Raw genomic sequence first — 26,778 nt, forward strand, 5'->3', positions numbered from 1 at the left:
CGCGTCCCCGTTTAGCTGCCGGCGCCAGCGGCAGCCTTCCCTGCCTTCGTCATCGTGGCGAGGGGCAGGGTGGCTGTTGCCCGCCGGTGGCATTTCCCAGGAATTCCTCCATGGACTTTTCCCGTTTCTTCATCGACAGGCCGATCTTCGCGGCGGTGCTGTCGATCGTGATCTTCGCCGCAGGCCTGATCACGATTCCGATCCTGCCGATCAGCGAGTACCCGGAAGTGGTGCCGCCGTCGGTGGTCGTCCGCACGGTATACCCGGGCGCCAACCCCAAGGTCATCGCCGAGACCGTTGCCACGCCGCTTGAAGAGGCGATCAACGGCGTCGAAGGCATGATGTACCTGAAGTCGGTCGCCGGCTCCGATGGCGTGCTGCAGATGACCGTGACCTTCCGCCCGGGCACCGATCCGGATGCGGCCGCGGTGAAGGTGCAGAACCGCGTGGCGCAGGCGCAGGCGCGCCTGCCCGAGGACGTGCGGCGGCAGGGCGTGACCACCCAGAAGCAGTCACCGACCTTCCTGATGGTGGTGCACCTGACCTCGCCGAATGGCAAGTACGACACCCTGTACCTGCGCAACTACGCACGCCTGCACGTCAAGGATGCGCTGGCGCGCATCCCGGGCGTGGGCGATGCGCAGATCTTCGGTGGCGGCGACTACGCCATGCGCGCCTGGCTGGACCCGGACAAGGTGGCCTCGCGCGGGCTGACCGCCAGCGACGTGGTGCGCGCCATGCGCGAGCAGAACGTGCAGGTCTCGGCCGGCCAGCTCGGCGCCGAACCGCTGCCGAACAGCCAGTTCCTGACCCTGATCAACGCCCAGGGCCGGCTGAAGTCCGAAAAGGAATTCGGCGACATCGTGCTCAAGAGCGGCGTGGACGGCGAGATCGTACGCCTGGCCGACGTTGCCCGCCTGGAACTGGGTGCCGGTGACTACACCCTGCGCTCGCAGCTGGACGGCAAGAACGCGGTGGGCATCGGCATCTTCCAGTCGCCGGGCGCCAATGCACTGGAAATCCGTGACTCGGTCATCGCCACGATGGACGAGATGCAGAAGACCATGCCGGCCGACGTGAAGTATGAAGCGGTGTATGACACCACCATCTTCGTGCGCGACTCGATCAAGGCCGTGGTCTCCACGCTGCTGGAAGCGATCGCCCTGGTGGTGCTGGTGGTGATCCTGTTCCTGCAGACCTGGCGTGCCTCGATCATCCCGTTGATCGCGGTGCCGGTGTCGGTGGTGGGTACCTTCGCTGCGCTGTACCTGCTGGGCTTCTCGATCAACACGCTGAGCCTGTTCGGCCTGGTGCTGGCGATCGGCATCGTGGTCGACGACGCGATCGTGGTGGTGGAGAACGTCGAGCGCAACATCGAGGAAGGCCTGTCGCCCACCGCGGCGGCCCACCAGGCGATGCGTGAAGTGTCCGGGCCGATCGTGGCGATCGCGCTGGTGCTGTGCGCCGTGTTCGTGCCGATGGCGTTCCTGTCCGGCGTCACCGGCCAGTTCTACAAGCAGTTCGCGGTCACCATCGCCATCTCCACGGTGATCTCGGCGATCAACTCGCTGACCCTGTCGCCGGCCCTGGCCGCGCGCCTGCTGAAGGCCCACGGCGCGCCGAAGGACGGCCCGAGCCGCCTGATCGACCGCCTGTTCGGCTGGGTGTTCCGTCCGTTCAACCGCTTCTTCAAGTCCAGCTCGGAGAAGTACGAGCGCGGCGTCGCCCGCATTCTCGGTCGCCGCGGTGCGGTGTTCGTGGTCTACGCAGTACTGCTGGTCGGTACCGGCGTGATCTTCAAGCTGGTGCCGCCGGGCTTCATCCCGACCCAGGACAAGCTGTACCTGATCGCGGGCGTGAAGCTGCCGGAAGGTTCGTCGATCGCGCGTACCGATGAAATGCTGCGCAAGGTCGCCAAGATCGCCCAGGAAACCGATGGCGTGGCCCACACCATCTCGTTCCCGGGCCTGAACGCACTGCAGTTCACCAACACCCCGAACACCGGTGTGGCGTTCATTCCGCTCAAGCCGTTCGCCGAGCGTCATGGCCGTACCGCTGCGCAGATCAACGCCGAGATCAACCAGAAGATCGCCGGCCTGCAGGAAGGCTTCGCGTTCTCGATGATGCCGCCGCCGATCCTGGGCCTGGGCAACGGCAATGGCTACCAGATGTTCATCGAGGACCGCGGCAACCTGGGCTACGGCGCGCTGCAGAATGCCGTGCAGGCAATGCAGGGAACCGTTGCGCAGACCCCGGGCATGGCGTTCCCGATCAGCAGCTACCAGGCCAACGTGCCGCAGCTCGACGCCGAGGTGGACCGCGTCAAGGCCAAGGCACAGGGCGTGCAGCTCACCGAGCTGTTCGACACCCTGCAGACCTACCTTGGTTCGGCCTATGTCAACGACTTCAACCAGTTCGGCCGTACCTGGCAGGTGATCGCACAGGCGGATGGTCCGTTCCGCGAGACGGTCGAAGACATCGGCAAGCTGCGTACCCGCAATGACCGTGGCGAGATGGTGCCGATCGGCTCGATGGTCACGATCAAGCAGACCTTCGGCCCGGACCCGGTGCTGCGCTTCAATGGCTACCCGGCGGCCGACCTGGCCGGCGAAGCCGACCCGCGCCTGCTGTCCTCGGCCGAGGCGATGAACAAGCTGACCGAGATCGCCGGCAAGGTGCTGCCGGTGGGCATGACCACCGAATGGACCGACCTGAGCTACCAGCAGGCGACGCAGGGCAAGGCCGCCTTCATCGTGTTCCCGGTGGCGATCATGCTGGCCTTCCTGGTGCTGGCCGCGCTGTACGAGAGCTGGTCGCTGCCGCTGGCGGTGATCCTGATCGTGCCGATGACCCTGCTGTCCGCGCTGTTCGGCGTATGGCTGACCGGCGGTGACAACAACGTGTTCGTGCAGGTCGGCCTGGTGGTGCTGATGGGCCTGGCGTGCAAGAACGCGATCCTGATCGTCGAATTCGCCCGCGAACTTGAAATGGGTGGCAAGGGCATCGTTGAAGCTGCCCTGGAAGCCTGCCGACTGCGTCTGCGTCCGATCGTGATGACCTCCATCGCGTTCATCGCCGGCACCATCCCGCTGGTGCTGTCGCACGGTGCGGGTGCCGAAGTGCGCTCGGTGACCGGTATCACGGTGTTCGCTGGCATGCTGGGCGTGACCCTGTTCGGCCTGTTCCTCACCCCGGTGTTCTACGTGGCCCTGCGCAAGTTCGTCACCCGCAAGGGCGGTGGCCAGCTGGTGCAGCACGGCGAGCCGACCCTCCACCACTGACATGGAACTCCGCCGACACCGGTCCTCCGGCCGGTGTCGGTTTTCCCCCTCCAAAGGCATGACTCCATGAACACCCATCAGAACAAGATCGCACTGGTCACCGGTGCCACCCGCGGCATTGGAGCCGAAACCGTGCGCCAGCTGGCCCAGTCCGGCGTGCACACGCTGCTGGCCGGCCGCAAGCGCGAAGCGGCCGTGGAGCAGGCGCTGAAGCTGCAGGCCGAAGGCCTGCCGGTGGAAGCGCTGCAGCTGGACGTCACCGATGGCGCCAGCATCGCCGAGGCTGTGCAGCAGGTGCGTGAGCGCCACGGGCGCCTCGACATCCTGGTCAACAACGCGGGCGTGCTGCTGGAAAACCCGGCACAGCTACCGTCGGAGCAGTCGCTGGATACCTGGCGCCGCACGTTCGACACCAACGTCTACGCCCTGGTGGCGGTGACCCAGGCATTCCTGCCACTGCTGCAGCAGGCCAAGGCCGGCCGCATCGTCAACGTGTCCAGCATCCTCGGTTCGCAGACCCTGCATGCCGATCCGGCATCGGGCATCTATGACATGAAGGTACCGGCCTACAACGCGTCCAAGGCTGCGGTGAACAGCTGGACGCTGGCATTGGCGCACGAGCTGCGCAGCACGCAGATCAAGGTCAACACCGTGCATCCGGGTTACGTGAAAACCGACATGAACGGCGGCCATGGCGAAATCGAGATCGCCGAAGGCGCACGCTCCAGCGTGCAGATGGCGCTGATCGGCCATGAGGGCCCGAACGGCAGCTTCACCTACCTGGGCGAGGTGCTGCCGTGGTGATCCGTACGTTGGCGATGGCCGTCTCCAGCCTGGTACTGGCGGGTTGTGTCAGCGTCGGCCCGAACTACAAGGCACCGGCACAGGAGCCGGTGGTCCTGCAGGGCGCGCAGCAGCCGGTGTTCAGCACCACCTCGCCGGTGGCGAGCTGGTGGGCACAGTTCGATGATCCGGTGCTTGAAGAACTGGTGCATGGCGCACTGTCGGACAACCTGGACCTGCGCGTGGCCGTGGCCCGTGTCAGCCAGGCCCGCGCGGTGTTCGTCGAAAGCCGTTTCGACCAGGCCCCGCACATCACCGCAGGCGGCAGCTACGACCGCCGCAAGCAACCCGATCCGCAGCTGGGTGGGCAGCGGGTGTTCAGTGAAAGCTACCAGCTCGGCTTCGATGCCGGCTGGGAGCTGGATCTGTTCGGCCGCAAGCGCCGTGCTGCAGAAGCCGCGCGCGCCGATCTGGACGCCGAGCAGGCCAACCTGGCCGACGCGCAGGTACTGATCGCCGCTGAAGTTGCACGCAACTACTTCGAGCTGCGCGGTACCCAGAAGCGCATCGCGGTGGCCCAGCACACCCTGGTCAACCTGCGCGATACGCAGAAGCTGACCGAGGCGCGTTGGGAGCTCGGTGCAGGCAGTGAGCTGGACGTGCAGAGCAGCCGTGCCCGCCTGAAGGCAATCGAGGCCGACATCCCGCTGCTGGAAGTGGCCGAGACGCAGTCGCGCAACCGCCTGGCGGTGCTGCTCGGCCAGCGTCCGGAAGTGTTGACCGCGATGCTGGCGCCGCACGAGGTTCCGGCGTTCGCCAAGGCCTTGCCACTGGGGGATACCCGCGAACTGCTGCGCCAGCGCGCCGACGTGCGCGTGGCCGAGCGTCGCCTCGCCGCCGCGACCGCCCGCGTGGGCGTGGCCACCGCCGATCTGTTCCCGCGGCTGTCGCTGTCCGGTTTTGTCGGCTTCCTCGGCGGCGATGCGAGCGGCCTGGTCAATGGCAACAACAAGGCCTGGTCGCTGACTCCATCGCTGAGCTGGGCGGCATTCGACTTCGGCACCGTGCGTGCGCGCCTGCGTGCCAGCAAGGCCGAAGCCGAGGGCGTGGCGGCGCAGTATGAGCAGGCGGTGCTGCTGGCGCTGGAAGACACCGAGAATGCGCTGACCCGCTATTCCAAGCAGCAGGCGCGGCTGGCGATCGTGGTTGAACAGGCACAGGCCGCACGACGTGCCGAATCGCTGGCGCAGATCCGCTATCGCGAGGGTTCGGAAGATTTCCTGACCCTGCTCGATGCGCAGCGCACGCAGTTGGCGGCCGACGATGCATTGGCGGCCGCCGAGGCCCAGGTCAACGTCAGCGTGGTTGGCGTGTACAAGGCACTGGGTGGCTGGGGGCAGTCACCGCAGCCGCCAAGCGTGGCCCAGCAGTAAAAGCGGCAGGGGACGGAAGCACAGGCTTCCGTCCCCTTCCTGTTTCAGGGGCGAGGCCAGTCCAGCTCGACCACCAGCGGGAAATGATCCGACGGCAGCACGCCGTTGATGCGGCGGTCATCGGTGAGGAAGCTGCGCGCATGGAAGCCGCGCACCAGCACCCAGTCCAGCTGCGCGGTGGCCTTGCCGGTGAAATCGTGGAAGGTCAGGCGTGGTCCCTGCGCAGCCTTCACCTGGGTGCGGGTGTCCTGCAGCAGGCCGGTGAATGCCTTGTAGGTTTCACCGCCGGGTTCGCTGTTGAAGTCACCGGTCAACACCACCGGCAGATCGGCCGGTAGCGCGGCCAGGCGCTGGCCGATCAGTTCGGCACCCTTCACCCGGCGCGGTTCGTCCTCGTCGCGGTAGGGCAGGTGGGTATCCATGAAGTAGAAGCGGCGGCCGTCGTCGAGGCGCCGGAACAGCGCCCAGGTGACCATGCGCGGGTACAGGTTGCCCCAGGTGATGCTGCCCGGCACATCGGGCGTATCGGACAGCCAGAAGTTGCCGGACGTCTCGATGGCCAGCACCTTGCTGTCGTAGAACACGCCCATGTGCTCGTCGCCGCTGCCACCACGGCGGCCTTCGCCGAACCAGCGATAGCCGGGCAGGTGGGCGGACAGGTAGTCGGCCTGCTCCTTCACCAGCTCCTGGGTGCCGATCACCGCCGGGTGCGCATCCAGGATGACCTTGACCATGGCGTTGCGGCGGTCCGGCCAGCGCTTGCCGGGCTCGGTGTCCGCCGGCGTGCGGACGTTGAATGACATCACCTTCAGCGGTGCGGGTGGGGTGGCCCAGGCGACGACAGGCAGGGCAAGCGCCAGCAGTGCACACAGCGCCGGGCGATGGAAACGCGGCAACATCGTGGAATCCCTCCATTCCATGAAAACGGTTTCATGGAGCATGCCACGGAAGCTGGGCGCAGCGGTATGCCGGGATGGGCGGCTGGCAGTGCCGGGCGGACGCGGGAGGCGCCGCCCGGCGGATCGCGCGGGCGCGATCAGGGATCATCGATTCTCAGTCGGCCGGGAGATACCACTGGCCATTCTGGTCGATCCAGTACACGCGGACGTAGGGTTCACCGTTCTCGTCGAAGTACGTCACTTCGCAGCGCTGGTGGTAGTAGGGGCCCATCTTCACCCGTACGCAGCGGGTGTTCTCCGGCCCGCCTCCATCGTTTCCGGCAGTGGCGTCCGGGGCGACGGAGAGCGCCCCCAGGGCAAGCGTCAATGCGGCCATCGCGGCCAGGTGCAGTTTCATCGGCATCATCCTTGTGTCAGTCATCGCGCGTCTGCGCGGTGTCGTGCGAATGCACGCGGGCGGTCAGCTGCCCGGCGCGGTGTCCCTTGGCCCATCAGCGCAGGTAGGGGTTGCCGTACTCGTCGATCCAGTACTCGGTGAGGAAGATATCGCCATCGGCATCGGGCATCGTCACGATGCAATGCTGATGGATGCGATAGCGCTCCACTTCAAACGGTTCGCAGCGGGTCACGCTGCCCGGCGGGGAGGCCACTCCTGCGCGCACGGTGCCGGTGGACATCATTCCAGCCACTGCCACGACCAGTGCGGCCGTCGAGGCCAGGTGCAGTTTCATGAGCATCATCCTTGTGTCTGCAATCGCGCGTCTGCGCGGTGTCGTGCAGCTGCGCGTGGGCGGTCAGGCCGCCACGTGCAAAGCTGCTGCGTGCACGCCGGCCCGGCAGGCGGCCCGGCGCGTCCCCCTGTGGCTCATTCGCTGCGCAGGTAGGGGTTGCCGTACTCGTCGATCCAGTACTCGGCTTCGTATACGTTGCCGAATTCATCGGTGTAGGTTTCCGTGCAACGCTGATGGACGCGGTTGACATCCACCCTCACCGGCACACATGAAACGTTTTCCTTGGGCCCGCCGGCATGGGCATCCGCCACCGGAGCGAGGGTGGCCGTTGCCACCACCCATGCGGCCATCACGGCCAGTTGCAGTTTCATAAGCATCATCCTTGCTTTCTGCAATCGCGCACATGCGCATGGCGTGTGTAACACGTGAAGCAGGCCGCAGGAAGTGCCTGCTGCGTGATCAGTCCTCGATCTCGCCACGCCGGCTGGCGGCACGCACCGCCTGTGCGGTGGTTGCCACCCCCAGACGCTGGCGTGCGCGGCGCAGGTGGTTTTCCACCGTTCGTGCCGACAGCCCCAGCGTGGCGGCGATCTCGGCCTGCCGCCGCCCCGCCGCGACCCAGCGCAGGACTTCGCGCTCGCGCGTGCTCAGCAGGCTTCCGGAAAGTTCGGCGGGCGCCTCGGCCAATTGTCGCGCGGCACGGAATGCTGCGGTTGCAGCAGCTTCCAGCTGCAGGCGCGCGCCGGCCGAGGCATCGATCGAGGTTCCGGCAAAACTGATCGCGCCCTCCAGGCCGGTGGTGCCGAAGACCGGTACCTGCAGGCCATGCAGGCCTTCGCCACGCGGCTGCTTCACTACCTGGTAGCGCTCTCCGCGAAGGCCCTGGCGCTTGCTCCAGAAGAACGGCGCATCGCTGTCGAGGACGTGCCGATTGACCGGGCAGGCGCGCAGGTAGCGCGTGAGGTCGGTATCGCTGCCATCGCCGAACCAGTCACCCTCGATCCAGTACACGCGCTGCGTGCCGCGTTCCAGGCCGGTGCCGGTGGCGAACACCAGCACGCGGTCGTAGCCGAGCGGCGCGGCAATGCTGCGCAGGACCGCGCCCACCGTCGCCAGCGTACGGGCACGTTCCAGCTCAAGCAGCGCGTGCACCAGCCCGGTCATCGGTTTCAGCGCCCGGCGAGCGCGTCGAGCAGGGTACGCGCGGCCAGCTGGCCGAGCGCGTTGCCGGCCAGCGGACTGTCGCCGGTCAGCAGCAGGCGGTCCTGCAGCACACTGCCATCGATGCCGTCGTTGACGATCTGCACGCCCTGCTGCGCCAGCTGCTCGCCGAAGAACCAGGTGAGCTGTCCCGGCATGTAGCCGATCTCCGGTGTCTGCCGGTCCATCGCATCCGGGAAGGCGCAGATCCGGTAGCCACGGAACAGTGATCCGCCGTCTGCCTCGCCGACGCCTGCGGCCAGCAGGGCGGCCGGGCCGTGGCAGAGGGTGATGATGTGGCGCTGCGCAGCCATCGCCCAGTGCAGCACCGCCTTCACCGCAGGGCTCTGCGGCAGGCCGATCAGCGCGCCGTGGCCGCCGGGGATGAACACCGCCGCATAGTCCGAGTCCGGACCCAGTGCGGCCACCACCTCGTCCAGTGCCAGCGGCTGGCGGAAGCGCGCTTCGTAGCGCTGGTAGAGTCCGCCGATCTCCTTGTCCTCGCGCGGGAATGCCCACCATTCGAACTTGGCGGCGTTGCCCGACAGCGTGGCCACGTCGATGTCGAAGCCGGCCTTGTCGAGGTGGTACATCGGCAGCAGGGTTTCCACCGGGTGATTGCCGGTGGAGAACAGATGGCCATTGGCGGTGGGCAGGTAGCGCTCGTCGGCGGCGATCATCAGTACCTTCCAGCGGCCATCACGGCGCGCGTCCGGATAGTCGGCGCCGGACAGGTTGCTTCTGGGCGACGTGAACTGCGACAGCGAGTACGGCGACGGGAAGAAGGCATCGCGCTCGGCCGGATCGGGGCTGGGCTGGCGGCTGGGCTCTTGCGTGTTCATGCGGACCTCCTGCGGGGAAAGTGGGGCCAGCATAGAAGGGCGGCTGCGCACGCGCGATGAGGGATTTCCCCTCACGTGTCGCCCGGGTTCAGCGGCGGCAGGCGGCGCTCGACGCTACGCCTGCATCGCCTTCACGCAGTGGTAGGCCTCATCCATCGCCAACAGGAACGCCTGCTGCTGCACCGCATCCAATGTCACCGAGCGTTCGAAGGCGGTCAGGCGTTCGCTCCAGTCCGGCAGGGTGTCGTCGTTGTACAGCGCCTGGTGAGCGTCCCAGTAACCGCCGGCCTTCATCAGCATCCAGGGCGCGTACAGCGCCAGCCGGGTTCCATCCTTGAGAATCAGCGGACGCGTGGTCTGCGAATGTGCCAGCACCGCATGCAGGACCGGATCATCGTGCAGCTGGCTCTTCCACACATGATTGTTGAGACGCTGCTTGACGAAATGGAGGATGGCTTCGTGCTCAACACCTGAGCCTGTAGCGCGGACGGCATCGGCCAGCTTGAGGTGCCCGCGCTCGAGCAGCCAGCGCACCAGCAGTGTCGCCGCCTGCTTGAAGGTGTTGTGTTCGTTGCCCGGGTCGAAATCGTGATGGCCGATGAACTGGCGGTCTTCGACCAGATTGATCTGCAGCTCCTGCACGCGCAGGCGACGCTGATCGAACCAGAGCTTGATCTGCACGTCGTCCGCGAGCCGCTTCTCGAAGTACGCCGTGTCACCGAAATCCTCCATCCGGCCGTCGAAGCCGTCCAGGCACTCCTGCAACGAGGCCTCCGGCGCGACGTAGCCACTCCAGAACCCTGCAGGCAATGCGGGAGCGCCGCGGGGCCGATGGGAATACAGCGTGACCGACTTCAGGTGGCTCACCCAGCTCCCGCGCTTGGCGTCCTGCGGCGGGTAGAAGCGGTCATGGATGATGTCAAAGGCAAAGTGGTACTCCACGCCATGCGTCTTGTCCTTGACCGATTTCTGGCCCTGGTTGGCCGTGATCGCGGCGGGCGGAGAGGCCAGCCCTTGCTGCGCGAACCAGGCGCACAGCTCCGGATCGGAGCCGCGCAGGCCGATCAGGCCGATGATGTCCTTGATATGCATTCCGTTGCCTTGTCGTATCGAGTGAGGGGGCGGCATGATCGGGCGGCTTCCCGATGGGGCTATTTCACCACTGCGCCATGCTGCTGCATGTCCTCGTGCAGGATCCGGCGCAGCTCGATGATCGCCGGGGTGGCCTCCTGCACGCTGTGCCCGGACACGATCACCTTCTCCGACTCCGCATGCGGCAGATGCGAGCTCCAGTACGGCACCAGTCCATCGTCGGTCTTTTCCAGCGGACCGTCGGCCTTGGCGCGGGCGATGATCGAGTGGTAGCGCACCTTCGGCGCCATCGGCAGGTCGGCAACGGCGCGGACGAAGGGATCATCCTTGTCCAGGTTCTGGATGCTGTTCATCTGGTAGCCGTGCTTGCCATCGTTGCGATCGATCTGGCCGTCGTTGGCAATGGTGGCCACGTCTTCCAGCACGGTCAGCGGCAAGCGCACCAGGCGACCGATCCAGCGCCCCAGGCGGGTACTCGCCACATCGGTGCCGCGGTGTGGCGTGGCGATGAACACCACCCGGGAAACTTCCGGTTCCGGCAGGAAGGTCAGCACCGGTGCGCCCCGGGTGCGCAGCAGTTCGCGCTGCGCAGGGGTCATCTGCGCGGTGGCCAGCAGGGTGTCCACCAGATGATCGCCGGAAGAAGAGATCATCAGGCGCGCGATCACCCCGCCCATGCTGTGCCCGACCAGCACCATGTCGTGCGAAGCCTGCGCCTTGCCGCTGGGGTCGAAGTGCTTGAACACCTCGGCCAGCGTGTGGCGCATCGCATCGTGGCTCATCGCGATCGGCATGTTGGTCGGGTAATAGAACTGCCAGATCTGGAAATCCTGGCGGATCTCGTCGTCGCGCATCAGCTCGTTGGCGACGTTGACCCAGGCTTCCGGGCTGCTGGCCAGGCCATGGATCATCAGCAGCACGCGGCGGTTCGGATCGTACGGCTGCATCATGTACAGGTGCGGCGTGTCGATCGCTCCCTTGCCACCGAACAGCGAGCGCAGCGATTGGTGGGCGAAGTTGGAGCGTGCCAGCCACAGCGCATAGCCGGCGGTGAAGTTCGCGGCCAGCGGTACTTCCTGCCCGTGCAGGGTGACTTCAGTGACCTGGTAGGGGTCGTGGATTTCCAGTTCCGGCTCGTCGTCGTGCAGCACTTCCCACAGGTTCCTGCCCGAGAAGCGCAGCAGCACCGTTATCGACGGCGAGGGCATTTCGCTCCAACTCTGCGCCGGTGCAGTGGCAGCCTGCGTGGTCGAGGGCGTGGGGGCGGTGCTGGCTGCCGGATCGGCCATCACTGCCACCAGCTCGGCACCGAAGCCATCGCGGCGATGCACGCTGCGCAGCGTGCCGGTGAATGACAGCGACGCCGCTGGCACCAGTTCGGTCGGCGTACGCGTATCCAGCGGCGACGCATCGGTGGACGGGGCCAGTACGAAGGTCCAGCGGCCCAGCGTCAGGTGGCTGGTATCGTTGCGCACCCGGCCGGTGGCATAGGCGTTGTACAGTTGCACCGAAGCTTCCTGCACGGCCAGGTTGTAGTAGTCGCGCACCTGGGTCTGGCGGTCTTCGAAACCACGCTGGTTGGCCGTGCGCTCGGTGAAGAACAGGTACGCATAGGCCTGCCGCGCGACCTGCATCCAGGCATCCAGGCGCGGCTGGAAATCGGCATCCAGCTCGGTGATCGCGCTCTTGGCGCGGCCGGAGGCGGAGTACTCGCGCTTGGGCGCGGGCAGGGTCATCGCATACTGCAGCCACAGCTCGGCCAGGCTGGAGCGCTTGTCCTCTTCGCGCACCACGATGCTGGCCTCCATCGCCTCGATGCAGGGCAGGCCAGGCTTGGCGCAGACGCCTTCGTCCAGACCGGCCACGCGCAGGGTTTCCGTGGTGGCCGCGCTGAGCTTTCCAGAGGTGAGGATGTCGCCGCGCTTGAGCGCGATGTACTGGCCGGGCGTGACCGAGGCCACCTGCACCGATGGCCCGAACTGGCGCAGCGTCGCGCAGCCGCCCAGGCTGAGCAGCACGGTGATGATGAGGGTCGTGCGGCCGATGAAGCCCAAGCCCGTGGTAGCCATACGATCCTCCTGCGCGGTGGCGCCACTCTAGCGTTCGGCCTGCCAAAACAAAAGATACCGGGTGGTCGGTTTGCGCCTCGAAACCGCTGCCATGGCAGCGATTCAGGCATTCCCGTGTGACACTGGGGTGAATGGAGGGATGCAGGGATGGCGATGCGTTGGCTTGAGACCCGGATTCCACCGCCCCTGGTGATGCTGCTGTGCGGCGGCCTCGGCTATCTGGGCAGCCGCCTGGCAGGAGAGCGGGTGCTGTCGCTGCCGTTTCCGACGTTGCTGGCAGGCGCATTGCTGGCGATCGGCCTGGCATTGAACCTGCTGCCGAAGCTGGCGTTCCAGCACGCGCGCACCACGGTCAACCCGCTGCGCCCGTCGGCGTCGAGCGCGCTGGTCACCCACGGGGTGTACCGCTACACGCGCAATCCGATGTATCTGGGCCAGGCAACCGTCCTGGCGGGCGCCATGCTGTACCTGCAGAACCCGGTGGCGTGGCTGGCGGTGCCACTGTTCGTGCTGTACATCACCCGCTGGCAGATCCTGCCGGAAGAGCGGGCACTGTCGGTCCGCTTTCCCGAAGCGTATGCGCGGTTCCGCCAGCGCGTGCGGCGCTGGCTGTAGCGCGGGTCAGGCCGTCACGGCGTGATCTGGCACTTCACCGCAGCGGAATAGCCTTCGTAGTCGTCACCCGCGATCACATGCAGGGTGTGGCCCTCGTCCACGCGCTTCACGTACGACGGCTCTTCGGTATTGGCGTATTCGTTGACCGTGGTCACCGACCATGCTTTGGCCAAGCGCTTGGCATCGACGCCGTTCAAGTACACGAACAGGCTCTTTTCGCCCTCGGCTACGTTGACATCGGCGCTGGCCACCGTGCCGCCGAACAGGGCGACCGGCGCGACCTCCGGCTCGAACGTGCCCCCCGGCTTCCTGGCCAGCCCGGCCGCCTGCAGCGCGTCGATGGCTTCGGCCTCGCTGAAGTTCGAGCCGGCCTTGCAGGCCAGCAGCGCTTCCAGCGTGGCGGTACCGGGCGGCGCGATGGCCGGTGCGGCTGCATGGGCGGCCGGGACTGCGGCGACGGCCGCCAGGAGCAGGGAGACGGTGAGAGCGGCTTTCATGGCAGGTCCTTCTGTCGGAAGCGGAGGAATGGCGTCAGAACGCCGGTTCGATCACCGGGAATTCTTCTGCGGGAGAGTAGAGCCGATAGGCTTGCGTCGCGCCTGCGCGGACGTGGATTTCGGTCGAACGCCGGCGGGAGTTGTTGGTCTTCTCCGACTGCAGCACACCGCACAGGCCGCGCCCCTGGACGGGTGTGGCGGTCAACACATGGCGCCCCTCCGCCAAGGTAAAGGACACGCGCTCGGCGGGGTCGAGATGCGCAGCCATCTTGCCGTCGATCATCACGCCCATGTAGCAGCCGCTGCCGATGAATCCCACGTCGCGGGTCACCGTAACGGTGCCGGTGGGCTCGCCCTGGGCGTCGAACGGGAAGATTCGCGCGGCCGGTGCATCCTTGATCTGCTCGGGTGACGCCTGCTTGGTGGGCATGCAACCGGACAGTGCGGCGACCAGCAGGGCGGGGACGAGCAGATGCTTCATTGCGTTTCTTCCTTGGCGGAGATCGGGTCTCGGTGGCCGCAATGATGCAATGAATTTGATCCGGATTGACAGGTGTCGGGCAGGCCCTGGCGCCTGAGATATGCAGCTGAGCGATCAGGTGGGGCTTCCGCGTATCCAGTGCCACGGAACGTCGGCCAGGCCGATAACACTTGAAGGGCCCGGCTGGCATTCATGGCTGCCGGACGTGCGGAGTGCTTGAGGGATTCTGGCCGGTGCTGGCGCGGCCGCCGGTCGTGGCAGAATCGGCTCCAACACGGACGGGGGAATCTGGCGATGACGATCTGCCTGCTTTCGACGGATTGGGGAAACGTGGCCGACTGGGCCGCGGTGGTGGTCGGTGTCGGTGCCGCAGTGGCAACCACGGTGGTGGCGGCGCTCGCCCACAGAACCTCCAAACGCGCCGCCGAAATTGCCGAGGAGGCGACCAGAATTGCCGGCCAACAGCATGCGGAAGCCGTGACGCTGCGTGAGGAGACCGCACGGATAATCGGCAGGCTTCTGTTGAATGAGGTGTCCAGGCTTCCGGTCCGGTTGCAGCAGGTGAAGGAAGCGCTGGGTGCCGCCAGCTTTGTGCCGGGAGTTCATGCCTGGGCTGAGGCAGTTCATCGGGCGATCGCCGACCTCGATGGCCCGCTTCTTCCGAGTGCGAAACTGGCCGAAGATCGCATCCACACGCTTCCTGCCGGTTTGGGAGCGGATCTGGCTACGCTGATTGGCCATGCCCGGGAAGCGCGTTTTGGCGCTGAGCGGATTCACGCGCTCGTCGACAGGGCCGCCGGCTTCAGCTCCCAGGAACACAGTGGCAAATACGTGACCCAGTCGATGTCGCAGGTCAACAATTTTGGGGTGCAACTCGAGTGTGCCGAGGCGTTCGCGGCTACTTTTGCCGATGAGTTCCACGCATTCGTATTTGGCGCGTCAGCGGAGGCTTGCCAAGCGTCCTGACAGGCTCCGGATCATGCCGCAATCTGCATGGGCTGCAGGTTGATGCCTTCCACCTTGTCGCGCAGGAATCAGTGGACGTGCTGCATGGAAACGCCCGGATATGCGGAGCTAGCTGGGTTCAGGGTTTCGCAGGGGAGTGCCGTGCATGGCGACCTGCAGTTCCAGGAACGCTTTCAGTGCTGGCAGAAGTTCTACCAGCTCCTGGCAGATCGGCGTATCAAGCATCCATGTGTCTTTCCTTACTTCCGCCTGCCCGACACCGGATTCGTTTGATGTGTACACGGCGGATATCCGCAGAAGACCCAACTCGTCGTCGAACTCGAACTGGAGAGGTCCCTTGATGAACTTGGTGCTGTCGTGAATCATGTCGTTCAAGCTGCATCTCCTGAGGCCCGCGGTGTTGCTGGGCGCAGTCTAAAGCCAAACGGATCCAGCCCGATGAAGAACGGACTGCTGTCGATCGCGTTGATGGCACTGGCGGCGTGCGCCGCGGTGCCGGCAATCCGATGGGTACCGGCCTCCGATTACGCTCTGGCCGTTACGGATAATCCCGGAGCGCAACGGTTCGACGTGACGTTGATCTCACGGGCGAAGGCTCCGATCTGTGTGTCCAGGGAGTGGTGGCCAACGGTGGGCGCCTTGCCGGCAGGCTTCGATGGCGCCACGCTTGTTCTATCGGGTGGCGCGCGGAATCTGCTGCCAACAGGGAGTGCTTACTGTCCTGGCGGTTGCGGCGAGATCAGGATTGAGCCCGGCCGGCAGCTCCAGGGCCAGATTCCCTACAGTGCTTTCGGTGATGCTGCAGAGATCGCTGCCGATGGAGAGCGTTCGCTCGGCTTCCAGGTGCATCCGTACGAATGCGCGGTCCGATAGCTTTTGCTGTGGGTGAGGGGGCACGCATAGGCCACCAGAGAAGCGGGATCGAGAACAACGCAGGCACCCGTCCGCTGTTGATATGCCCATTATCGCTTCAAGGCGCGAATCTCCAACCGTGTCTCAGTGGTACGGAATTCCTTTCCCTAGAATCGGAGTGCGGGCATGACGCTCGCTGGAAATATGGACGTCCATTCTGGAAAAGGAGTAGATGTGAAGAAGATGATTGCTATTGGAGCTGTCCTGGCCGCTTCGCTCGCGTGGAACGCGTCTGCGCAGGACATCGATTATCTGGGTGCAACGCCGAAGCTGTTGGCTGAAGCGAATGCCCAGGCCGCAGATCTGCCTGCCGGGGTCCAGCTGGTCGACCTTGAGCGATGGAGGTGGAGGGACAATACGTTCACCGCTCGTCCCATCACGGCTGCAGGATCAAGACATCCCGGTAGTCGCGAGGGCATTCTCGGCTTCATCTCGTACTACCCGTTCGAGGGGAGCATTACCCTTTATGCATGCCTGCACAACAACTGGATGGATTCGTTTTCATCCACGGATGCGAACTGCGAAGGTCATATGAAGACGACCAACGGCATGCCCATCACGGGCTACATGGCGGGCACGCAGCTTCCCGGTACCGTGCCGCTGTATCGCTGCACCCGAAACATCCCGAAGGTGTATGCCTACAACGATCATTTCGACACGCTTGATCCAAACTGCGAAGGCAAGTACCAGGCCGTGTTCGAAGGGATCCTGGGCTATATCTGGATCTGATTGATACGGAAGGAGCGGCAGTCGTTACGCGACTGCCGCCAAGAGCTGCAGGTTTTCCCTGGACGTGCCGGCCGGGTAGACTCGCAGCCCTACAAGGGGGACGTATGAAGAAGATTTCAGCGCTGGGATTCCTGGCTGTACTTGCCGCAGGATGTTCCTCGACGGCCGTTGCCCCCGGAGCCGCGAAAGCGGTGTCAGCCGGCCGGGTGTACGACACCCGTTACCTTGAAAGCAGTCCCGATCGCTCGGCCACCCTCAACGTGACGCGCGATAAAGGCTTTGCGGGCGGTGGCTGTTCGTTCGACATCCTGATAGACAATCATAAGGTCGTTGCGTTGAAGCCGGGCGAATCGGCCAGCATGCACGTCGCGCCAGGAAGCTACTTCCTGAAGCTTGAGGCCGGTGGTGGTCTTTGCCAGAACCTCTCAACGTTCCAGAACGTGACTGTCTCTGCTGGTGATGTCCTGGCCTATCGCATCACCTGGCCCGCCGGCGGACGGCCCACGATGGAGCGGCAGTAGGTTGCCGCTCCTGCAGGGTCTGAAGTACTTCCAGGCGACGCGCTCCAGGCGCTGAATCAAACAACCCCGCCGCCCATGGTTGCCGGGTCTGGAAGGCGGGTACAGGGAACGCCCCGCACAACGCTGGACAAAAAAAAGCCGGAGACCCTAGGGTTCCGGCTTCGTTTTGGTCCCGACTGGACCGGTAAATGGTGGAGGTGGGCTCTACCGTAGTGCAGGCGCAGGCCCTTGTGCTGCAATTATCCGGCCCTATGCCGCGTCCGCGATACCCCCACCCATGCCCCCAGTTTCGCCCGTCTGGTCTCGCTGCTCCATCTGGTCCTGAATCCAGGAATCGATCTCCGATTCGACCCAGCGAACGGAGCTGCCCAGGTGGACCGGTTTCGGGAACTTCCCAGCCGAAATGCGCAAGTACAGGGTCGATTTCGCCATGCCGACCCGGGCCAGAACCTCGGCGCGACGCAGGAGGCGGCTGGGGGTGACTGCGATGCTCTCGTTCATGCTTCCTCCTTTGGCGCGCCGGCGGCGGCCAGATTGGTGCCGCGGTGGCGGCGTTTCGATACGGGGGCCATGATCCGGTCGGCTTTGGCCCGGTCCCCACGGGCCAGTTCGATCAGGGACAGGCCACGCGCCTCCCAGGCGGGCACGGTAGCCTTGCTGGCCTTGGATAGGTCCACCCCCGACAGGCTGGCCAGCAAGTGGCCGACTTCGCGGTGGTCGACATCCAGACCGCTCGCACCTTTCCTCCAGACCCCTGCATCATGCTTGCAAGCCTTCATTGACTGATTCAGCATGCTGGACACCTTTGCCGGAGTGCGCCCATGCCCATTGCCGAACTCATCGCCGCTATCGGCGTGGACGCCCGCCAGCTGACAATTGCCGGGCAGGTAGCAGGGTTGGTCAGCGTGGTGCTGCTGTTCTTCTGGGGCAGCGCCGGCTGGCAGATCACGAAGGAGGGATATGTCAGCAGTCCTGGGCTCCAGGTGCCGGAAGGAGATCCGCGCCGAAAGCGTGCGGTGTTCTGGTTCAAAGCCCGCTACCTCGTTATGAGCAAGGTTGCGCTGGTCTTGCTGTTCGCCTCGTTCCTCCTTCAGCTCTTGGCACTTTGGGCGCCGGCTCCATAGGGCGGCTGGTTCTGTTCTGCCCGCTTGGGGCAGAGCGGGTGCAGCGGTGAGCAGCTGTTCAGCCATGGGCGGAGTCATGCAACGTCTCCAAACGACAGACCAGGCTGCGCGACGCGGATGCGCGCCTCGGCGATCGCGGCGTATTCGGCATTCAGCTCGCAGCCCAGCCACTGTCGGCCGAGGCGTTGGGCAACCACCGCAGTTGTGCCGGCGCCCATGAACGGGTCCAGCACCAGGCCGCCGGCAGGTGCGCCTGCCAGGATGCATGGCTCGATCAGCTGCTCGGGGAAGGTGGCGAAGTGGGCGTCCTTGAATGGCGTGGTGGCCACGTTCCAGACACTGCGCTTGTGGCGCATCTCGACCGTTGCGCGGAATGCCCCGCGTCCGGGCAGTGCGCTGGTCTTGCCGTCGAAGCCGCCCCGACGCACCGATGGGCGCAGCCGGGATTGCGCGGGCTGCCCAGGCACAGGTCCACCGTTCGGCGGATAATTGTTGCCGCCGGCGGATGGCTCCTTGATCGCCTCCATGTCGAAGTAGTACCTGGGAGACTTGGACAGTAGGAACAGGTATTCGTGCGCCTTGGTACACTGATCGGTAACGCTTTCCGGCATCGGATTCGGCTTGGCCCAGATAATATCCTGCCGCAGGAACCAGCCGTCGTCCTGCAGTGCGAACGCGACGCGCCACGGGATGCCGATCATCTGCTTGGGCGCCAGGCCCTGCACGCTGATGCGCCCTCCCATCGCGCCGAGAGCACCCAGCGCCCCGGAGCGATTGCGGCCAGTACTGCCTTCGAGGGTCACCGCCGCGCCTTCCTGCCCACGGCCGGACTGCGTGTAGGTGTCGCCCAAGTTGAGCCACAGCGTGCCGTCATCCCGCAGCAGGCGGCGTACCTCGCGGAACACCGCGACCAGGCGCGCGAGGTACTCGGCCGGGGTACCTTCCAGGCCGATCTGCCCAGCCACGCCGTAATCGCGCAGCCCGTAATACGGCGGGCTGGTTACGCAGGTCTGCACCGAACCAGCAGCCATACCGCGCATCACTTCCACGCAGTCTCCGACGTGGATCTTGCTTCCGGCGGCTGGGTTATCCATGCGCAGTCTCGTTGTGATGGCAAGCCGTGGCAGAATGCCGGCCTATCCACAAGGGGATCTGAGAGTGAATCTGTTGCAACAGTTGTGGCATGGAGTAAGTCCGTGCATGGAGCCCGGCATCGGCGGCTGTGTCGTGTGGTGGGATGCTTGGGCCGCAGTCGGGACTGTCTCGGCGGTATTCGCGGCAATCTTTGCCCCTGCAATCCAGCGTCGCATGCAGAGGAAGCGTCTCAATGCACTCTTTGCGGCTTCTTACATTAATAACGCCGTAAGCATCGGCGTGTATTTCTCCAATTTGAGGAAAGAGTTTCCCTTGGATGAGATATCGGTCGAGGCAGCCGACGCTGCCTGGAAACTGGCCAATTTGGAGGCAGCTCGGTCTAGGTTCCAATATCTCTCTCAGAAGCTGGAAGGAGATCACGCTTGTGGTTTTGACGCTTCCAAGTGGCCCGGAGTTGATCTTGATCTCCTCCTTGGGATGGCGCACATGCTTGAAGCAGTGAGTGATGTTCTCCACTGCGGTCGTACTCTCGGCACTATGGAAAACGAGGATTGGAAGGACGCTGAGGATTCCGTCAAGAACTTGTTGAAGAACTGCCGTGGTTGGATTGAGAACGGACAAGAGCGGCTGAAGGGGGCACGCATCAGACCCCGTCTTAAACGGCTCAGCAAGAAGAGTTGGTATTAGTCCCGAGTTGTGAGCGGGAGAATTCCAAACGGCATTCATGGAAGTCTCCCCAGAAGGAAGTTGGCGTCGATATGCCAGCCGGCCTCGCGGGCACCGAGCAGGCGCAGCTCGTTGGTGTCGAATTCGTCCAGGCCGAGCAGCTTCGCGGCGAGCTCGATGTGGGTCGGTGAGATAGGCCGATCGCGGTAGAACAGGTCGTAGACGTTGTGCTTCGAGCAGCCCCAGACGTCGGCCAGGTCCTGCATGCGCTTCCCTTCTTCCACCAAGTGGCGCTTCAGATGCGCGCGCACGCTGTCGATCGAGCGGGGGATCCGGATCGGACGGCCGCCGGCGGCCATGCCGTTGTTCGCGTGCTGGAGTCGGATTCGGGTGATCTCAGCCATGGTGTTCTCCTGTCAGTTCGGCGCGCAGCTGCTCAACGCGCGTGCGCCAGTAGTCGATGGTTTCGTCGCTGCTGCTGCGCAGCGTTTCGTGGTGCCCGAGGGCAGTGGCGGCTGCTACCAGGTCAGTGATCAGACCGAGCCGGGTGGTTCTGATGCTGCCGCCGGCGCGCAGCTCAGCCACTTCGGCCTGCAGCTGCTCGATGCGCTCGTTGGCCTGGGTCAGCCACTGGCGATAGGCGTCCTTCGTCGGCTGCCGCATGCGAGACGGGACGCCCGGATCCTTCGGCGCCGGCACCAGCACCAGGTTGCTCATCCCCGGGCCTCGCGCCGGGCTTCGGCCAGGATCTCGCGCAGGTCGTCCTGCACCTTGCGGTCCTCGCCCTGGGCGATGGCGGCGGCTAGGGCGCGCTCCAGCGCGTAGACCCGGTCGTTCGGATGGATGTAGGTCATGGCAGAATGCACGTCCTATTCATGGAGGATGTATGGCATTTTTTTGTCCACTCGCGGACGAGGTTGGGAAGCTCTCTGATTGGGTTGCGGTTGGGGTGGGAGCGATCGCGGCCGGCGTCACCGTGTGGGTGGGTCTGCAGGCCAAAAAGGCCGCAGCAGAAGCAACTTCGATCTCCAGGGAGGCAACTTCCATCTCGGAACGGGCAACATCGATTGCAGACGAGGCGAAGCGAATAGCTCAACAGCAGCATCAAGAAATGGTCACGGCTCGCGAGGAGACCGCGCGTATCCTTGGAAGCTTGCTGGATCTTGAAATCGCAATGCTCCCGGCCATGCTCGGTGCATTTATTGAGGTTCTCGACGAAGCGACTATCGCTAATGTTGGAACGATCATCGGTCGCCAAGAACTTAATAAGCTGCTCGCCGATATGTCTTACTCGCCACTTCCTGCTTCGGAGGATGCTCAAGAGCGATTGCACAATCTGAAACATGGCCTTGGTGACGATGTAGCTAGACTTATCGGTATGTGGAAAGGGCTCCACGTCGCAAGTAAACGCGTTGCAGCCCGTCTGCCCACAGAGGACGATTCGGCAGAAGTCGTAATCCCCACTCTGGTCAATCAGAACAACGATCTGATGCTTCTCAGAGATTCCTTGCTTGCAATGCTCTCGGCCAGCATTGGAGTGGCCAAGCGCTTTGCAAAGTTTGCGGGTTCGCAGCCTGAGGATTACTCCCGTGAAGAGGCACTCCTTAAAGTGAAGCGATAGCTGCGGTTTCATGGCAGCAGCCCCATCGCCACTAGGTCGATGTCGTCCACCTTGTCGCGCAGGTAGCGGCGCGCGCGGCGCAGGTGGGCGGCGATCACCGCACGGTCCTCATGGGCAAAGAAGGTCTGCACATGAATGTGCAGCGCCCGGCGGTGGTCGCGGCGGTACAGGCGCCAGGTGACGGCGCTGCCGTCCGTGGTGGGGAACCGGCCCCAAGCGAAGCCGATGGTTTCCTTGGGCGCGCGGCGGGCGACGTGGCGGCTCATGCCGTCGTTCCTTCGCAGATTTCAGCAACGCGACGGAGATCCTCGTCGCTCATCCAGCCGATGTGGCAGTCGCGTTCGGACAGGCCCAGTTGCTCGCCCAGCCAGGCATATGCCTGTTTGCGCTTCATCCGGCCGTCCTTCCAGATCGGATCGAAAGCGGCGTGGGCGTCCATCTTCAGCCGGCGGGTGACGTCGTCTGCCAGGCGGCCCAGGCGGCGCAGACCGCCTGCGTGACAACCAACCCAAGTGCGGCAGGGCAGGCAGGCATGCCCAGAACGGTTTGTGGTACAGGTCCGGGCAATGGGGATAGATTTCCCGGCCACTGACCAACTGCGCTTCGCAGTTGCAGGTCGGGCAGGGGCGGCGAACTTCGCTCATGCTGCAGCTCCTTCGTAGACCCAGCGGCGCACGGTCCCGAACGGGACACCCAGCGCCGTGCTGATCTGGTTGATGGTGTTGCCGCTTGCCCGGAGCTGCCGGGCGCGGCGCTTGGTGGGTGCCGGCCAGTACCGGGCGTGAGGCTGCCGCGGTACCGGCATCCCTTGGCAGCGGGCCATGTCCTGGACGGCACGTGGGGATCGCCCGAGGGCAGCCGCGACGGTCAACGCGTCGCGGCCCTCCATCTGGCGCAGAACCCGCAGTTCGCTGGTGCGCCAGAGTTCCATCAGGCGGCCAGCGGGTAGCTGTTGGCCAAGGAGCTGCACTGCCCGGTAATGGCGCTGTCGCAGCTCAATCGCAGCGTGGAGAAGAGCCTAGACAAGCGCCCCGGCATGGCCGACCTGCGGGAGTCCGGTGCCATCGAGCAGGATGCCGACGTGATCATGTTCCTCTACCGGGACGACTACTACAGCAAGGATGCCTGCGGCGCGCCGGGAATCTCCGAACTGATCGTGGCGAAGAACCGCCAGGGCGAGACCGGCACCTGTTACCTGCAGCACCGGCTGCAGTGCAGCGCGTTCGATGACTACACCGGCCCGCGGCCGAACTACAGCCTGAAGGGCACCTCGACCGTCGGCGGTGGGGAGGATGATTTCGAGGTGCCGGCCGCTGGCCGCCGCCGTCGCAGCCGCCGTGACCTTGTTGCAGGAGACGACGCATGACCGCGATGACAGAAGCTGCACGGAAAGTCCGCGCCAAGCGGGCCAGCCGGCCCATCTACGCCACCTGCATGCGCCTGGTCGATGCGGCCACCGGTGAAGAACTGGGCGCGTTCGTCCCAAGCAACGACATCGATCGACGGCTGGCCAAGGACCGCGGCTACCGCGCCGGCCATGAGTACCGACTGGAGATCAAAGGCCTCGCGCAATGCAGCTTTCCACCGCCTGGCCCACGTCATCGGCCACCTGCTGGTCGACAACGTCGAGGCGTTCCGTGACCTGGACGCACACGCCGCACTGAAGCAGGTGCAGCTTGAGTCAGGCATCTGCTGCGAGATGGTGGAGATGGACGCCAGCCCGGTCATCGCAGCGCTACTGGATGCTGCCGAGGCGGTGTTGGGAGCAGGTGCCCGCAAGGTGCTTGTCGGCGTGCTGCCGGAGATCCGCACGATCCCGGTGAAGGTGGCCCAGTCCCTGGCGTTCGATTCGATGGAGGAGGAGGAATTCGCCACCTTCTTCAGGGGCATCACAGCCTGGATCGGTGACCACTACGCGCACGTAATGCTGGACGACGTGCGCGCGGACTACTGGCGGATGGTCAACGCCCGGCAGCAGGGGAGTGCAGCTTAATGCTCGGCCCTTTCGCTCATTATTGCTTGGATGCTAGACGTAAGTGCGGTGCCAGCGTCAGCGGCCAAATCGAATTTGTCCCTGAGATCGTAGGGATCGTCTCCATTCAGCCATTTACTTGCCGCATTGTTCTTTGTGGCGATAGCGGATGCGTGCGCGTCGTCAAGTTTCAGGACGTAGGCGACGAGTTTATCCGCAAGTCTGGGAAATTCATGACCAACTCCAAGCGCATCACGGACTTCCGGAAGTACTCGAGTGTCCTGGATCAAACAATCAAGGAAGTGCTCGCTTCGTTCGCCCTGTTGAATAAGTTGGGTACCTACCTGGAGCTCAAGAACGTTGGTCCTCAGAAGGTCGAGACTGATTGCAAAAACACACTTTGCACGGGCGTGCTCTCGATCCCTCGATTGTCGTTGCTCATGTCGAAAAATGGCTGTTGGAACCAAGGCAGCGACAATTACCGCAATAGCAGCAATGCCTGTTTGGAGCCATGCGCTCCAGTTCGTGCTGCCAGTATCGGCAAAGCAGTTGTAAACGCAGCTCATGATTTTCCCCCTTTTCGGTGGGAGCAAGCATGAGGCGCGGTCGTTCCACGGGCAAGCCCACCGCCGCCCAGCAGCAGCGGATGGACGCTATCAGCGAGATCGGCTGCATCGTATGCGACGCACTCGGCCACGGTTTCATGCCCTGCCAGGTGCACCACCTGCTTGTCGGCGGGAAGCACGGCCAGCCTCGGCGCGGCCATGACTTCACCATCGGCCTGTGCCCCTGGCACCACGTCGGTGGGCCGATGGCTGGCCTCAGCCACTCCGCCTGCGCTGACCGGTACGGCCCCAGCTACGCCCGCGAACCGCGTCGGTTCCGGCAGGAGATCGGCACCGACGACTACCTGCTGGACCTGCAGAACACCCTGATCGAACAGCACCTGGAGAAGACCTCATGGCGACCCGCCGCGTGACCTTTGGCATCGACCCCGGCCTGTCCGGGGCGGTGGCCACCCTGATCGACGGCGTGCCTGGCCCGATCTTGGATATGCCCACCCGCGAGGTGGATGGCTGGAAGGAGGTCGACGCCCGCGCGGTGGCCACCTTCATCCGTGCCCAGCGCGAGGCGCACCCCGGCGCTGAGGTGCACGCCGCGCTGGAAAAGGTCGGTGCACGGCCTGGCGACGGCGGCACCAGCGCATTCCGCTTCGGCGACAGCTACGGCCAAGCCCGCGCGGTACTGCAGGTGATGGGTGTGCCATACCTGCGCGCCATCCCGGCAGTTTGGAAGCGCCGATTCGGGCTGATTGGCCAGGACAAGGACGCCGCCCGGCTGCTTGCGATCCAGCGGTTCCCGGCCGCCGCGGGCCAGCTGCAGCGAAAGAAGGACAACGGCCGCGCCGATGCGCTGCTGATCGCCCTGTGGGCCGAGCACCAGCTGGCCATGGGCCAGGCTGCCGCATGACTGGCGCCGAGCTGCGCATGCAGAAGCGCTACCGGTCCTACGTGCAGAAGCACGGCCGTTGCTCGGTCTGCCAGTTCCGCGCCGCCGGTGCCGCTGGATTCCACTGCAAAGGCTGGCCCGAACGGGCTGGCACCTGCGACACCGACAGCAAGCTGCCGGTTTTCCGATTCGATGACGCCGTACTGGAGGGCATGCGCGATGCGCAACATTGATCCGCTGACCGAAGAGCTGCGCCGCTGGGGCCATGCCCAGGTGAATCGGTTTGCGCTGAGCCGTGCCGACAGGAGCGTGCACGTATTGGACAAGGTTCGCGACCACGCCCCGCTGACGCGGGAGAGGGCGATCCAGGACTTGGTGGGCCGCGATGGGGCCGATCGTCGCCGCCTGATGGCGGCCGGCGCCGGCGTGAAAGGCCTTCGCATCGTGCCACTGTGGGCGGCGGACCCGATTCGCGCCTCCAACGACGCGGATCACCCACACGACAACCCGGAGATTGCGGTCGATGTCGGTGTTCCGGATGAGCTGCGTTGGATCGACCGGGCCCTGGCATCAATGGAGAGGCAGTACCCGCTGCGCGCCCTGATCGTCCGGACCGAGTTCACCGTGTCTGCCAGCCAGGCGGTGAAGGCACGCATGGTGGCCGAGAAGTACGGCGGCGCGCTGTCGGTCTGGCAGTACCGCAGGGAGCTGCAGCGCGGGGTAGACTTCATGGGCGGCAGGATCGCCGCCTAATGGAGATTGACGTGGCAAAAGGAAAATTTGACTGGATCTACGACATTGAGCCACTGCGGTGGAACGCGCATGACGGGAAGAAGCACCTGAAGGTCGAACTCACGGACCTGCTTAGTAAATCCGGGCTTGAGCCGGGAAGTGATTGGCAAGCGGAGTTCAACGTGTGGGCTGTTGCACAGCAATTGGAGTTTCGTGCATTGCCGATGATCAACGTCGTGGCCGGAGAGGTGCTTGCGGTGGCCATTGTTCAGTTGCACGTAGATGAGCACGAACATGGCTGACTTCAGCTGGCTCAATGAAATTCCCGATGCAGGATTCCCCTCCCATGGGGATGGTTTCCTGAAAGCCTTCCCTCTTATTTGGTTCCTCGAGCGTAGCGGTCTGAGGGCTGGTGACGACTGGCGGAACGAATTTGACGCTTGGGGCTCGGAGCAACCTAGGGAGTATCAGCAGTTCCTCGGTCCCACTGACCATTCGGGTGATTCTCTCGCTTGGATCGCTGGTGGTTCCTGGGCGGCCGGACACAATGATGCTTGACAAGTTGCACAGTTCGATGCGCTAATTCTGCAATAGTCAAGAATTGTCCCTGAAGCCCCGGCCCTGCGCTGGGGCTTCTGCGTTTCCGGGACCCAGACACCGATCAACCACCGCGCCGAATTCCCCTCCGCTCGCCGTGAGGCGATTGGGGCCGGCGTCCACGCAGGCGGGCGGTCTGCGCACGGTCCTTGGAGACTGGGCAGCGCCTAGGCAGCGGTGGTGATCGGCCCTCTACGCCCGCAGCCCCTCGGACCAACCACATCCTCGCGCACCAGCCGGTTGCGGGGCGGGCACCTATGCAGGAGAGACCATGGTGAGCACCGAAACCGTAGCCGCCGCCATGGGCGCCGGCCAGTACGCCAAGCCGCTGGAAGACGCGTGCATCCAGTTCGGCATCGTGACCGCGCTGCAAAAGGCGCACTTTCTGGCTCAGGTACCGCGTGTTGCGGGTGCGTCCGTTCACCGGTGAGAGCGATCAGCTGGTGCTGGCCGATCCGTGGCCGACCGATG

At 64.7% G+C, this 26,778-nt stretch carries 40 protein-coding genes and 1 pseudogene; 21 read left to right on the top strand and 20 right to left on the bottom strand.

Annotation, left to right across the window (positions count from 1 at the left end; translation table 11 throughout):
* The first annotated feature begins 110 nt into the window (after positions 1 to 110).
* From Q0P60_RS15550 to Q0P60_RS15560, 3 genes are all read left to right on the top strand, one after another.
* Positions 111 to 3,281, top strand: coding sequence for a multidrug efflux RND transporter permease subunit (locus Q0P60_RS15550; RefSeq protein WP_294995393.1), 3,171 nt, complete (start codon positions 111 to 113; stop codon positions 3,279 to 3,281).
* Positions 3,282 to 3,347: 66 nt separating this feature from the next.
* The gene (locus Q0P60_RS15555) at positions 3,348 to 4,085 is read left to right on the top strand and encodes an SDR family oxidoreductase (RefSeq protein WP_294995395.1); all 738 of its coding nucleotides are present in this window, start codon (positions 3,348 to 3,350) and stop codon (positions 4,083 to 4,085) included.
* Positions 4,079 to 5,497, top strand: a complete 1,419-nt coding sequence (locus Q0P60_RS15560) for an efflux transporter outer membrane subunit (protein WP_294995398.1) — start codon at positions 4,079 to 4,081, stop codon at positions 5,495 to 5,497. The genes Q0P60_RS15555 and Q0P60_RS15560 overlap by 7 nt, the downstream gene beginning before the upstream one ends.
* Before the next feature lie 44 nt (positions 5,498 to 5,541).
* Here Q0P60_RS15560 and Q0P60_RS15565 read toward each other — a convergent pair whose 3' ends face one another.
* The 8 genes from Q0P60_RS15565 to Q0P60_RS15600 form a co-directional block, all read right to left on the bottom strand.
* On the bottom strand, positions 5,542 to 6,396 hold the full coding sequence (locus Q0P60_RS15565) for an endonuclease/exonuclease/phosphatase family protein (RefSeq protein ID WP_294995401.1): 855 nt from the start codon (positions 6,394 to 6,396) through the stop codon (positions 5,542 to 5,544).
* A gap of 154 nt (positions 6,397 to 6,550) precedes the next feature.
* On the bottom strand, positions 6,551 to 6,793 hold the full coding sequence (locus Q0P60_RS15570) for a hypothetical protein (protein ID WP_294995404.1): 243 nt from the start codon (positions 6,791 to 6,793) through the stop codon (positions 6,551 to 6,553).
* Between the two features lie 94 nt (positions 6,794 to 6,887).
* Positions 6,888 to 7,127, bottom strand: a complete 240-nt coding sequence (locus tag Q0P60_RS15575; RefSeq protein WP_294995407.1) for a hypothetical protein — start codon at positions 7,125 to 7,127, stop codon at positions 6,888 to 6,890.
* A gap of 134 nt (positions 7,128 to 7,261) precedes the next feature.
* Positions 7,262 to 7,498 carry a hypothetical protein gene (locus Q0P60_RS15580; protein WP_294995411.1) on the bottom strand — a complete coding sequence of 79 codons (237 nt, stop codon included), beginning with the start codon at positions 7,496 to 7,498 and terminating at the stop codon, positions 7,262 to 7,264.
* A gap of 88 nt (positions 7,499 to 7,586) precedes the next feature.
* Positions 7,587 to 8,291, bottom strand: a complete 705-nt coding sequence (locus tag Q0P60_RS15585; RefSeq protein WP_294995414.1) for a PA1136 family autoinducer-binding transcriptional regulator — start codon at positions 8,289 to 8,291, stop codon at positions 7,587 to 7,589.
* Positions 8,292 to 8,296: 5 nt separating this feature from the next.
* Positions 8,297 to 9,169, bottom strand: coding sequence for a glyoxalase III HchA (hchA, locus tag Q0P60_RS15590; protein WP_294995417.1), 873 nt, complete (start codon positions 9,167 to 9,169; stop codon positions 8,297 to 8,299).
* Positions 9,170 to 9,283: 114 nt separating this feature from the next.
* A complete protein-coding gene (locus Q0P60_RS15595; RefSeq protein WP_294995419.1) occupies positions 9,284 to 10,261 on the bottom strand; it encodes a hypothetical protein in 978 nt (325 codons plus the stop codon).
* Positions 10,262 to 10,320: 59 nt separating this feature from the next.
* Entirely contained in the window at positions 10,321 to 12,330 is a 2,010-nt protein-coding gene (locus Q0P60_RS15600) for an alpha/beta fold hydrolase (protein WP_294995422.1), read from the bottom strand.
* Between the two features lie 153 nt (positions 12,331 to 12,483).
* Between Q0P60_RS15600 and Q0P60_RS15605 the strand changes: the two genes are divergently transcribed.
* Positions 12,484 to 12,945, top strand: coding sequence for an isoprenylcysteine carboxylmethyltransferase family protein (locus Q0P60_RS15605; RefSeq protein WP_294995425.1), 462 nt, complete (start codon positions 12,484 to 12,486; stop codon positions 12,943 to 12,945).
* A gap of 14 nt (positions 12,946 to 12,959) precedes the next feature.
* On the opposite strand, the gene Q0P60_RS15610 is transcribed toward Q0P60_RS15605, so the two are convergent.
* Positions 12,960 to 13,442: a hypothetical protein gene (locus tag Q0P60_RS15610; RefSeq protein WP_294995428.1), complete on the bottom strand. Its 483-nt coding sequence runs from the start codon at positions 13,440 to 13,442 to the stop codon at positions 12,960 to 12,962.
* Positions 13,443 to 13,476: 34 nt separating this feature from the next.
* On the bottom strand, positions 13,477 to 13,923 hold the full coding sequence (locus Q0P60_RS15615) for a hypothetical protein (protein WP_294995431.1): 447 nt from the start codon (positions 13,921 to 13,923) through the stop codon (positions 13,477 to 13,479).
* A gap of 294 nt (positions 13,924 to 14,217) precedes the next feature.
* Between Q0P60_RS15615 and Q0P60_RS15620 the strand changes: the two genes are divergently transcribed.
* Complete coding sequence (locus Q0P60_RS15620) at positions 14,218 to 14,889, top strand: hypothetical protein (protein ID WP_294995434.1); 672 nt, start codon at positions 14,218 to 14,220, stop codon at positions 14,887 to 14,889.
* 108 nt (positions 14,890 to 14,997) lie between these two features.
* On the opposite strand, the gene Q0P60_RS15625 is transcribed toward Q0P60_RS15620, so the two are convergent.
* Entirely contained in the window at positions 14,998 to 15,264 is a 267-nt protein-coding gene (locus tag Q0P60_RS15625; protein ID WP_294995437.1) for a hypothetical protein, read from the bottom strand.
* Between the two features lie 63 nt (positions 15,265 to 15,327).
* Between Q0P60_RS15625 and Q0P60_RS15630 the strand changes: the two genes are divergently transcribed.
* From Q0P60_RS15630 to Q0P60_RS15640, 3 genes are all read left to right on the top strand, one after another.
* Positions 15,328 to 15,762 carry a hypothetical protein gene (locus Q0P60_RS15630; RefSeq protein ID WP_294995441.1) on the top strand — a complete coding sequence of 145 codons (435 nt, stop codon included), beginning with the start codon at positions 15,328 to 15,330 and terminating at the stop codon, positions 15,760 to 15,762.
* Between the two features lie 213 nt (positions 15,763 to 15,975).
* Positions 15,976 to 16,530 carry a hypothetical protein gene (locus tag Q0P60_RS15635; protein ID WP_294995444.1) on the top strand — a complete coding sequence of 185 codons (555 nt, stop codon included), beginning with the start codon at positions 15,976 to 15,978 and terminating at the stop codon, positions 16,528 to 16,530.
* 104 nt (positions 16,531 to 16,634) lie between these two features.
* Positions 16,635 to 17,051, top strand: coding sequence for a hypothetical protein (locus Q0P60_RS15640; protein ID WP_294995447.1), 417 nt, complete (start codon positions 16,635 to 16,637; stop codon positions 17,049 to 17,051).
* Positions 17,052 to 17,300: 249 nt separating this feature from the next.
* Here Q0P60_RS15640 and Q0P60_RS15645 read toward each other — a convergent pair whose 3' ends face one another.
* Positions 17,301 to 17,552 carry an AlpA family transcriptional regulator gene (locus Q0P60_RS15645; protein WP_294995450.1) on the bottom strand — a complete coding sequence of 84 codons (252 nt, stop codon included), beginning with the start codon at positions 17,550 to 17,552 and terminating at the stop codon, positions 17,301 to 17,303.
* Positions 17,549 to 17,845, bottom strand: a complete 297-nt coding sequence (locus tag Q0P60_RS15650; RefSeq protein WP_294995452.1) for a hypothetical protein — start codon at positions 17,843 to 17,845, stop codon at positions 17,549 to 17,551. Before Q0P60_RS15650 ends, Q0P60_RS15645 begins: the two co-directional genes overlap by 4 nt.
* Positions 17,846 to 17,872: 27 nt before the next feature.
* Between Q0P60_RS15650 and Q0P60_RS15655 the strand changes: the two genes are divergently transcribed.
* Positions 17,873 to 18,175 carry a hypothetical protein gene (locus Q0P60_RS15655; protein WP_294995455.1) on the top strand — a complete coding sequence of 101 codons (303 nt, stop codon included), beginning with the start codon at positions 17,873 to 17,875 and terminating at the stop codon, positions 18,173 to 18,175.
* Between the two features lie 74 nt (positions 18,176 to 18,249).
* On the opposite strand, the gene Q0P60_RS15660 is transcribed toward Q0P60_RS15655, so the two are convergent.
* On the bottom strand, positions 18,250 to 19,215 hold the full coding sequence (locus tag Q0P60_RS15660; protein ID WP_294995517.1) for a site-specific DNA-methyltransferase: 966 nt from the start codon (positions 19,213 to 19,215) through the stop codon (positions 18,250 to 18,252).
* 160 nt (positions 19,216 to 19,375) lie between these two features.
* Between Q0P60_RS15660 and Q0P60_RS15665 the strand changes: the two genes are divergently transcribed.
* Positions 19,376 to 19,957 (top strand): hypothetical protein, encoded by a 582-nt coding sequence (locus Q0P60_RS15665; RefSeq protein ID WP_294995458.1) that lies wholly within the window; start codon positions 19,376 to 19,378, stop codon positions 19,955 to 19,957.
* 35 nt (positions 19,958 to 19,992) lie between these two features.
* On the opposite strand, the gene Q0P60_RS15670 is transcribed toward Q0P60_RS15665, so the two are convergent.
* Genes Q0P60_RS15670 through Q0P60_RS15680 form a run of 3 tightly spaced genes read right to left on the bottom strand, consistent with a single transcriptional unit; the run spans position 19,993 to position 20,802 of the window.
* A complete protein-coding gene (locus Q0P60_RS15670) occupies positions 19,993 to 20,340 on the bottom strand; it encodes a hypothetical protein (protein ID WP_294995462.1) in 348 nt (115 codons plus the stop codon).
* Positions 20,333 to 20,653: a hypothetical protein gene (locus Q0P60_RS15675; RefSeq protein WP_294995465.1), complete on the bottom strand. Its 321-nt coding sequence runs from the start codon at positions 20,651 to 20,653 to the stop codon at positions 20,333 to 20,335. The genes Q0P60_RS15670 and Q0P60_RS15675 overlap by 8 nt, the downstream gene beginning before the upstream one ends.
* Complete coding sequence (locus tag Q0P60_RS15680) at positions 20,650 to 20,802, bottom strand: hypothetical protein (RefSeq protein ID WP_294995466.1); 153 nt, start codon at positions 20,800 to 20,802, stop codon at positions 20,650 to 20,652. Before Q0P60_RS15680 ends, Q0P60_RS15675 begins: the two co-directional genes overlap by 4 nt.
* 20 nt (positions 20,803 to 20,822) lie before the next feature.
* Here Q0P60_RS15680 and Q0P60_RS15685 point away from each other — a divergent pair, with 20 nt between their 5' ends.
* Complete coding sequence (locus tag Q0P60_RS15685) at positions 20,823 to 21,557, top strand: hypothetical protein (protein ID WP_294995470.1); 735 nt, start codon at positions 20,823 to 20,825, stop codon at positions 21,555 to 21,557.
* A gap of 8 nt (positions 21,558 to 21,565) precedes the next feature.
* Here Q0P60_RS15685 and Q0P60_RS15690 read toward each other — a convergent pair whose 3' ends face one another.
* Genes Q0P60_RS15690 through Q0P60_RS15700 form a run of 3 tightly spaced genes read right to left on the bottom strand, consistent with a single transcriptional unit; the run spans position 21,566 to position 22,488 of the window.
* Positions 21,566 to 21,823, bottom strand: coding sequence for a hypothetical protein (locus tag Q0P60_RS15690; protein ID WP_294995473.1), 258 nt, complete (start codon positions 21,821 to 21,823; stop codon positions 21,566 to 21,568).
* On the bottom strand, positions 21,820 to 22,146 hold the full coding sequence (locus tag Q0P60_RS15695) for a zinc-finger-containing protein (RefSeq protein WP_294995476.1): 327 nt from the start codon (positions 22,144 to 22,146) through the stop codon (positions 21,820 to 21,822). The genes Q0P60_RS15690 and Q0P60_RS15695 overlap by 4 nt, the downstream gene beginning before the upstream one ends.
* A 51-nt stretch (positions 22,147 to 22,197) precedes the next feature.
* On the bottom strand, positions 22,198 to 22,488 hold the full coding sequence (locus Q0P60_RS15700) for a hypothetical protein (RefSeq protein WP_294995479.1): 291 nt from the start codon (positions 22,486 to 22,488) through the stop codon (positions 22,198 to 22,200).
* Between the two features lie 21 nt (positions 22,489 to 22,509).
* Between Q0P60_RS15700 and Q0P60_RS15705 the strand changes: the two are divergent.
* The 10 genes and pseudogenes from Q0P60_RS15705 to Q0P60_RS15750 all read left to right on the top strand — a co-directional run.
* Positions 22,510 to 22,923, top strand: a pseudogene (locus Q0P60_RS15705) (DnaB-like helicase C-terminal domain-containing protein); the annotation flags it as partial.
* A gap of 171 nt (positions 22,924 to 23,094) precedes the next feature.
* Positions 23,095 to 23,550 (top strand): hypothetical protein, encoded by a 456-nt coding sequence (locus tag Q0P60_RS15710; protein ID WP_294995482.1) that lies wholly within the window; start codon positions 23,095 to 23,097, stop codon positions 23,548 to 23,550.
* Positions 23,550 to 24,128: a hypothetical protein gene (locus Q0P60_RS15715; RefSeq protein ID WP_294995485.1), complete on the top strand. Its 579-nt coding sequence runs from the start codon at positions 23,550 to 23,552 to the stop codon at positions 24,126 to 24,128. Before Q0P60_RS15710 ends, Q0P60_RS15715 begins: the two co-directional genes overlap by 1 nt.
* Complete coding sequence (locus Q0P60_RS15720) at positions 24,125 to 24,508, top strand: Ref family recombination enhancement nuclease (protein ID WP_294995488.1); 384 nt, start codon at positions 24,125 to 24,127, stop codon at positions 24,506 to 24,508. Before Q0P60_RS15715 ends, Q0P60_RS15720 begins: the two co-directional genes overlap by 4 nt.
* Entirely contained in the window at positions 24,490 to 24,999 is a 510-nt protein-coding gene (locus tag Q0P60_RS15725; RefSeq protein ID WP_294995491.1) for a hypothetical protein, read from the top strand. Before Q0P60_RS15720 ends, Q0P60_RS15725 begins: the two co-directional genes overlap by 19 nt.
* Entirely contained in the window at positions 24,996 to 25,211 is a 216-nt protein-coding gene (locus Q0P60_RS15730) for a hypothetical protein (RefSeq protein WP_294995494.1), read from the top strand. Before Q0P60_RS15725 ends, Q0P60_RS15730 begins: the two co-directional genes overlap by 4 nt.
* Positions 25,198 to 25,731 (top strand): hypothetical protein, encoded by a 534-nt coding sequence (locus Q0P60_RS15735; protein ID WP_294995497.1) that lies wholly within the window; start codon positions 25,198 to 25,200, stop codon positions 25,729 to 25,731. The genes Q0P60_RS15730 and Q0P60_RS15735 overlap by 14 nt, the downstream gene beginning before the upstream one ends.
* Positions 25,731 to 26,012, top strand: coding sequence for a hypothetical protein (locus Q0P60_RS15740; RefSeq protein WP_294995500.1), 282 nt, complete (start codon positions 25,731 to 25,733; stop codon positions 26,010 to 26,012). The genes Q0P60_RS15735 and Q0P60_RS15740 overlap by 1 nt, the downstream gene beginning before the upstream one ends.
* The gene (locus Q0P60_RS15745; RefSeq protein ID WP_294995503.1) at positions 26,005 to 26,268 is read left to right on the top strand and encodes a hypothetical protein; all 264 of its coding nucleotides are present in this window, start codon (positions 26,005 to 26,007) and stop codon (positions 26,266 to 26,268) included. The genes Q0P60_RS15740 and Q0P60_RS15745 overlap by 8 nt, the downstream gene beginning before the upstream one ends.
* Before the next feature lie 313 nt (positions 26,269 to 26,581).
* A complete protein-coding gene (locus Q0P60_RS15750) occupies positions 26,582 to 26,737 on the top strand; it encodes a hypothetical protein (protein WP_294995506.1) in 156 nt (51 codons plus the stop codon).
* Positions 26,738 to 26,778: the final 41 nt, after the last annotated feature.

This window comes from uncultured Stenotrophomonas sp., from assembly GCF_945952405.1.
Lineage (GTDB): Bacteria > Pseudomonadota > Gammaproteobacteria > Xanthomonadales > Xanthomonadaceae > Stenotrophomonas.